This window comes from Wolbachia endosymbiont of Drosophila bocki (assembly GCF_028982005.1).
Classification (GTDB): domain Bacteria; phylum Pseudomonadota; class Alphaproteobacteria; order Rickettsiales; family Anaplasmataceae; genus Wolbachia; species Wolbachia pipientis.
Window position 1 is genome coordinate 1 of the sequence record NZ_JAPQLG010000131.1, and the last position, 5,906, is coordinate 5,906.

The 5,906-nt window shown below is 35.0% G+C and carries 5 protein-coding genes and 1 pseudogene; 3 read left to right on the forward strand and 3 right to left on the reverse strand.

Going from position 1 to position 5,906, the window contains the following annotated elements:
* Nucleotides 1-247: 247 nt before the first annotated feature.
* Both OZD61_RS02875 and OZD61_RS02880 read left to right on the forward strand, forming a co-directional pair.
* A complete protein-coding gene (locus OZD61_RS02875; protein ID WP_274979776.1) occupies nucleotides 248-868 on the forward strand; it encodes a superoxide dismutase in 621 nt (206 codons plus the stop codon).
* Nucleotides 865-2,136 (forward strand): M16 family metallopeptidase, encoded by a 1,272-nt coding sequence (locus tag OZD61_RS02880; RefSeq protein WP_274979777.1) that lies wholly within the window; start codon nucleotides 865-867, stop codon nucleotides 2,134-2,136. Before OZD61_RS02875 ends, OZD61_RS02880 begins: the two co-directional genes overlap by 4 nt.
* Nucleotides 2,137-2,142: 6 nt before the next feature.
* On the opposite strand, the gene OZD61_RS02885 is transcribed toward OZD61_RS02880, so the two are convergent.
* The 3 genes from OZD61_RS02885 to nuoE all read right to left on the reverse strand — a co-directional run bounded on the left by OZD61_RS02885 (nucleotide 2,143) and on the right by nuoE (nucleotide 4,367).
* Nucleotides 2,143-2,460, reverse strand: coding sequence for a WD_0736 family protein (locus OZD61_RS02885; protein ID WP_274979778.1), 318 nt, complete (start codon nucleotides 2,458-2,460; stop codon nucleotides 2,143-2,145).
* 191 nt (nucleotides 2,461-2,651) lie between these two features.
* The gene (gene tgt / locus OZD61_RS02890; protein WP_274979779.1) at nucleotides 2,652-3,866 is read right to left on the reverse strand and encodes a tRNA guanosine(34) transglycosylase Tgt; all 1,215 of its coding nucleotides are present in this window, start codon (nucleotides 3,864-3,866) and stop codon (nucleotides 2,652-2,654) included.
* Complete coding sequence (gene nuoE / locus OZD61_RS02895; RefSeq protein ID WP_182320564.1) at nucleotides 3,867-4,367, reverse strand: NADH-quinone oxidoreductase subunit NuoE; 501 nt, start codon at nucleotides 4,365-4,367, stop codon at nucleotides 3,867-3,869.
* A 224-nt stretch (nucleotides 4,368-4,591) separates the two neighbouring features.
* On the opposite strand from nuoE, the pseudogene OZD61_RS05795 reads away from it, so the two are divergent.
* Nucleotides 4,592-5,847: pseudogene (locus OZD61_RS05795) on the forward strand (hypothetical protein); the annotation flags it as partial.
* Between the last annotated feature and the right edge of the window lie 59 nt (nucleotides 5,848-5,906).

Sequence of the window (5,906 nt, forward strand, 5' to 3'; positions counted from 1 at the left end):
CTTACCTTTTAATCTGCAGATTGGCGAAAGCAAATACAATAGCTTCAGTTTCATGATAAGGGGGCTGGCGAAGGGTGTCAAGTAACTTTTGCATTTAATCCATTTCTATGGCTTATATAATAATCGTTATTGTAGTATAATTTAGAATAATGCAATAGATACCTAAATGTTTTGGCTATTAATTATATGTTGCATAAAAGCATATATTGCCCTACCATCCAAGTAGGTCAAAAATAAAGAGGTTGGCATGAGTTTTACTTTACCTGAATTACCATATGATAAAACAGCTTTGGAGCCTTACATATCTGCAAAAACTTTGGATTTTCATTATGATAAGCACCATAAAGGGTATTTAAATAAACTCGATGAGCTAGTTGAAAATACGGATTATCAACATGTAAAAATTGAGGAATTAATAACAAAAGTGCATGGTAATAGCGGCAACTTGCCTATATTTAATAACGCAGCACAAGTTTGGAATCACACTTTTTATTGGAATTCAATGAAAAAAAATGGTGGTGGTAAGCCTAAAGATGGTAGTCTTCTAGCAAAAAAAATTCAAGACGATATCGGTGGCTTTGATAAATTTTATGAAGAATTTTCGAGTCATGGAGTAAGCCAATTTGGCAGTGGATGGGTATGGTTAGTGCTCGAAAAAGGTAGGTTAGGAAAGCTCAAAATCACCAAAACTCCAAATGCAGATTTGCCAATAATTTATGGCCAAGTGCCACTACTCACTATGGATGTGTGGGAGCACGCCTATTATTTAGATTGTCAAAACCGTAGAATTGACTACATAAAAGTTTTCCTTGATCATTTGATTAATTGGGATTTTGCAGAAGAGAACTTAGAAGAATATATGAGATGAATATACCCCGGGTAACAAAATTAGATAATGGTCTGCGCATAATAACTGAGCAGGTGCGTGATATTGATTCCGTAGCTTTAAGCATACGAGTTGGTGTTGGCAGTAGAGCAGAAGGTGCAAAGCAAAATGGAATATCCCATTTTTTAGAACACATGGCTTTCAAAGGGACGAAGACAAGAACTGCCTTTGAAATTGCACAAGCTTTTGATGACATAGGTGGAGTTTTCAACGCTAGCACCGGTAGGGAAAGCACCACCTATTATGCAAAAGTCCTCAAGAAAGACATAAAAACTGGTATTGATATATTAATAGATATATTGATGAATTCCACGTTTCCAGAAGATGAATTGGAACGTGAGAAGGGTGTTGTAATACAAGAGATTTTTCAAACTAATGATTCACCAAGTGACATTATTTTCGACAAATATTTTGGGACAGCTTATAAAGACCAACCATTTGGTAGGTCAATCTTAGGCACGCAAAGTACTGTAAAATCTTTTACTCGAGGAGATCTAGATAATTACATAAATGAGCATTACTTTGGTGAGAATATGCTATTTGCCGTTGCAGGAAATGTTGAACATGAAGAAGTTGTTGCATTAACCAAAGATTTTCTCTCAAAGATTCATTCTAAAAAGCTGAAAAAAAGCCAAAATGCGAGCTGTACTGGTGGTGAGTATTTAGAACATCGTAAATTAGATCAGGTACACTTGCTAATTGGTCTACCTAGTGTTTCTTGCCATGACGATAAATATCACACGTTTCAAGTGCTTGATTCTATATTAGGGAGCGGAATGTCATCACGCCTGTTCCAGGAAGTAAGGGAAAAGCAGGGATTAGCTTACTCTGTTTATTCATTTAATTCCAGCTACACTGATACAGGGATGTTTTCCATTTTTGCTGGCACAGATAGTAGTAACTTAGATAAGCTTTTAGAATCTATGACGACAGAGTTGAAGAAGATGTCTACAGATAATCTGAGGGAAGAAGAAGTAAATAGAGTGAAAGAGCGAATAAAATCCCAAATTTTAATGTCACGCGAAAGTGTTAGCTCACGTGCTGAAACATTGGGACACTACTACGGTAACTATAATAGGTACATCAGTAAAAATGAATTAATAGAAAAAATTAGTGCAGTTACCACTGCTAGCGTAAAAAAAGCAGCAGAAGAATTGTTATCTCAGCATGAAAAAACCACTCTAGCTGCAATTGGAGAAATTGAGTCATTGCCAAGTTACGATAAAGTGGTTTCTATGCTTAAAGCTTAGTGTACTTTAATTATGTTGCTTAAGCTCACTAAAAAGTTCAATGAACGGTTGCAAAATCCTTTCTATAAAAAGTTTGCTTTCTGGTTCATCGCGTATATTACTTATCAGTTTATTCAAAGTTTTCTCGCTGTTTCGTAAAAATAAATAGCTTTCTACTGCTTGCACACCAGACAAGACAGTCAAAATTCCTCCTATCACTAGACAAGCAGCTATAGCAGGTGCGGTACCCACTGCAATTGCAGTTGCGATTAATGATAACCCAGCTAAGAATGTAACGGCTGGAACGCAAAACGCTATTTGACGTTTTTCTTTATTGTTAACCATAAATACCTCACAAAAACTATATTTTTAACATACCAGTGTTGTCATGTATTGTCAAGTTTTTAAAGAAGATTAAAAAATGCAACGCACATGTGCAAAAAACGCTAACTATGGATTAGCCAAGGAAGAAAGAGTAGGAAGAGGAAGGCTTTTTCTGTTTTAGGGAATATAAAATAAGCGTAGAAAAATATGAACTAGGTGTATAATTCACAGTGTAGTGGTGTCTCACTAATCCAATTATTTTTCTCCCGATCTAGCCTATCATCTAATATAGCCTGCCTTATCGATGCCATTAACTTATTCATAAAGAAAATATTATGAATGGTAACGAGCGTGTAAGCCAGGAGCTCTTTAGCTTTCAGTAAATGGTGTATATAAGCTCTTGAATGTTTTCTGCAGGTAAAACATAAACAGTCACTTTCAATTGGGTTGTTGTCCAGCTCAAATCGTTGATTCCGCAAATTAATATGCTCTTTGCACTTTGAAGAAATAGAATTTCTGTTTTTTACTTTAACAAGTGCGCCACCATGCCTTGCTAAGCGGGTTGGATGCACGCAATCAAACGTGTCAATTCCAAGCTCTACTCCGCGAAAGATGTCCACAATTCCACCAATACCAAGCAAATGAGTAGGCCTGTCTTTTTTCAGGTGGTCCATAGTGAAAGAAACTACATCATGCATCTGCTCTTTACTTTGACCAAGTGATCCACCTATTGCTTGACCAAAAAATGGCAAATCGTTGATAAAATCACAACTTTCTCTACGTAAATCTTGATACACTCCGCCTTGACTAATTCCATACAGTGCCTGCTTGCCATTATTGTTTTTTTCAAATTCATTTAAAGAACGTTCAGCCCATCTGTGGCTCATGAGCATTGATTTTGCTGTGTATTCTTTGCTTACGTGAAATGGAGTGCATTCATCTAAAACTAGGATTAAATCTGCACCTAATTTCTGTTGAATTTGTACAGATTTTTCAGGAGTTAAGCAATAAATTTTACCATTAATGTAAGAACGGAAAATTGCCCCATCCTCATTAATTTTGATCAAAGTTTTTTGTTTTTTTCTTATTCCTTTTACCTCTTCCGAAACTGATTCGTGGCCTAAGCTAAATATCTGATATCCACCTGAGTCAGTTAGCATTGGCCCATTCCATCCTATCATCTTGCGCAAACCACCAAGTTTTGCAACAGTATTCTCTCCTGGTTGAAGCATTAGGTGATAGGTGTTGGAAAGTATGATTTGGGTAACAGCTTCACTTATTCTTTCAATATCTGCAGCTTTAATTGCAGCTTTTGTTGCGCAGAATATAAAAGCGGGGGTTTCTACGCTTCCATTTGGAGTGTTAATTGTTCCAACTCTTGCAGAACCTGATTGCTTGATTCTCTTGAATGAAAATTCTTCTTTCATCTATTTGCCTGAAAGTTCTGTTATGATGTTTTCTACTTTCTCAGGAGTAAGATTTTCATAGAAGTCATTATTGATCTGCACAACGGGAGCATTAACGCATGCACCTAGGCATTCAACTTCTTTTAAAGTGAACAAATTATCTTTAGTAGTCTCACCGATATTGATTCCAAGTTTTTTTTTAAAGGTATTTAAAACTTCTTCACTATTGCACAACCAGCAAGGAGTTGTTCTACAAATTTGTATTAGATATTTGCCTACTGGTTTTAAATTATACATGGTGTAAAAATTTGCCACTTCATATACACGAATATGTGGAATATGGAGCATATCAGCAACATAACGCATAGCAGATTCAGAAACCCATCCGCATTGCTCTTGAACCAGATATAGTAAAGGCATAACAGCACTACCTTCTCTACCTTTGGGATACTTCTCTATAAACTTTCCCGCTTTCTTGAGGTTTTCTGATGTAAAACTAAACTGCTCTTCTTTTTCTATCATTCATGAGACTCGTGTAAACTTTAACAGATTATACCTGTAGAACCAATGATTGCAATTGTTGGTTTTTTGAGAAATAGCATAAAGCTTCTTAGCCCTCTTCAAGCTTATATTTACCTTTTAGTATAAAATATTATATTAATTTTTTAATTTTAGTTAAAATTTTCATTGAAATTAACACACAGGAGTAATCATAATAGCATTTTATTAATATTTTAAATAAAATTATGTCTATATTAAGAAGATTGCTCGGATCAACTCAAATACACCGGAAATTAAAGAAGCGATAGGTTTTAATCCAACAAACGTAGAATTAATTGAGGGGAATGGAGTTGCTTACGGACTCAGCTATCAAGATAATGGTAATGGGAGCAGTAAAGTAAAATTACTTATTAGTCCATTATATCAATCAAAAACATACGAATGTGGTACAAATATCAGCGTAGCAAATGAATTCAAAGATCAATTATCTCTCACATTAATAGAAGATTCAGCTGAAATAGATAAAGTTGGAGTTATCTTTCCTGAAGAAGGAATTAGCGAAGAAGGAGAAAAATGCGTTAAAGGCTTATCTTTTAACACTTACGGAATTAAACAATCAGTTAATACTCCTTCAGTTGAACATTGAGATAAAAGAAAATTACAAAAGAATATTGATAATAATAGTCTTGCAAATGTGGGCAATAGTTACTTTCAACCAAGAGCAGTGAAAGTTGGTAATGGTGACGTAATTGTAATCGCCCATAACTTAAAGGATCAAACTTTAGTTTCTTGGTACTTAAAGTCAAGCGAGAGCGGAAAATTTAAGGTATTGACTGGAGAAAAAGGTGTTACAGAAAGAAAATTGTTCAATTTTGATAATCAGGGGCAATTGGCATTAAATGGAAACACGATGCTTTATTCGCAAGTGAGCAAAAGGATTACTAAGGAAAATCAAGAGGTGAGAAAAACACGTATTTTTAAATTTGATATGGCTAAAGTGATTCATGGTCTGAAGGATAGAGTTAATGGCTTTTTACTTGGTAATCGAAAAGGTCAAATAGATAATAAAGCACTATCTCTTTCTAGAGAACATGAAATAAGCTTTTTGCAGTATGTTGAACAAACGGAAGGAAATGATCTAGTTGCTTTTCTTGAAAATGACCAATCAGCTAATGAGCAGAGGTTACATATAGCAACTCTACTTAAAAATGGATCAGTGTCAGATTTTCCTATCTATCAATTTACAGATCCTATAGAGCAATTATATATTAAAGGCAACGGTCAGGGTGGTTTTATCGTAACTGCGGTAAGTGGAGAAAATATTGTAACTTTTAATCAAAACGGCTCTGGAAAATCTTCTGAAGCAACAATAATACCGGCAAATAGCATAAAAACTCTCAGTGATTTTGTTAATATCATTAACGGTCGATTAACGCCAGATATTATTTCTAGTAGTACCGTGGCTCCTATAACTGTTGCAGAAACGGTTGTGACTTCTAAGAACCTGTTTAAAATCTTCGTAATAGGAGAGAAATGAAGGAAAGGACAATCATTTGCAAG

What these genes read in the sequence shown, in the direction of transcription:
- tgt (WP_274979779.1), bottom strand. Translation starts at nt 3,866, where the DNA reads ATGAAAGAAGAATTTTCATTCAAGAGAATCAAGCAATCAGGTTCTGCA.
- OZD61_RS02875 (WP_274979776.1), top strand. Translation starts at nt 248, where the DNA reads ATGAGTTTTACTTTACCTGAATTACCATATGATAAAACAGCTTTGGAG.
- OZD61_RS02885 (WP_274979778.1), bottom strand. Translation starts at nt 2,460, where the DNA reads ATGGTTAACAATAAAGAAAAACGTCAAATAGCGTTTTGCGTTCCAGCC.
- nuoE (WP_182320564.1), bottom strand. Translation starts at nt 4,367, where the DNA reads ATGATAGAAAAAGAAGAGCAGTTTAGTTTTACATCAGAAAACCTCAAG.
- OZD61_RS02880 (WP_274979777.1), top strand. Translation starts at nt 865, where the DNA reads ATGAATATACCCCGGGTAACAAAATTAGATAATGGTCTGCGCATAATA.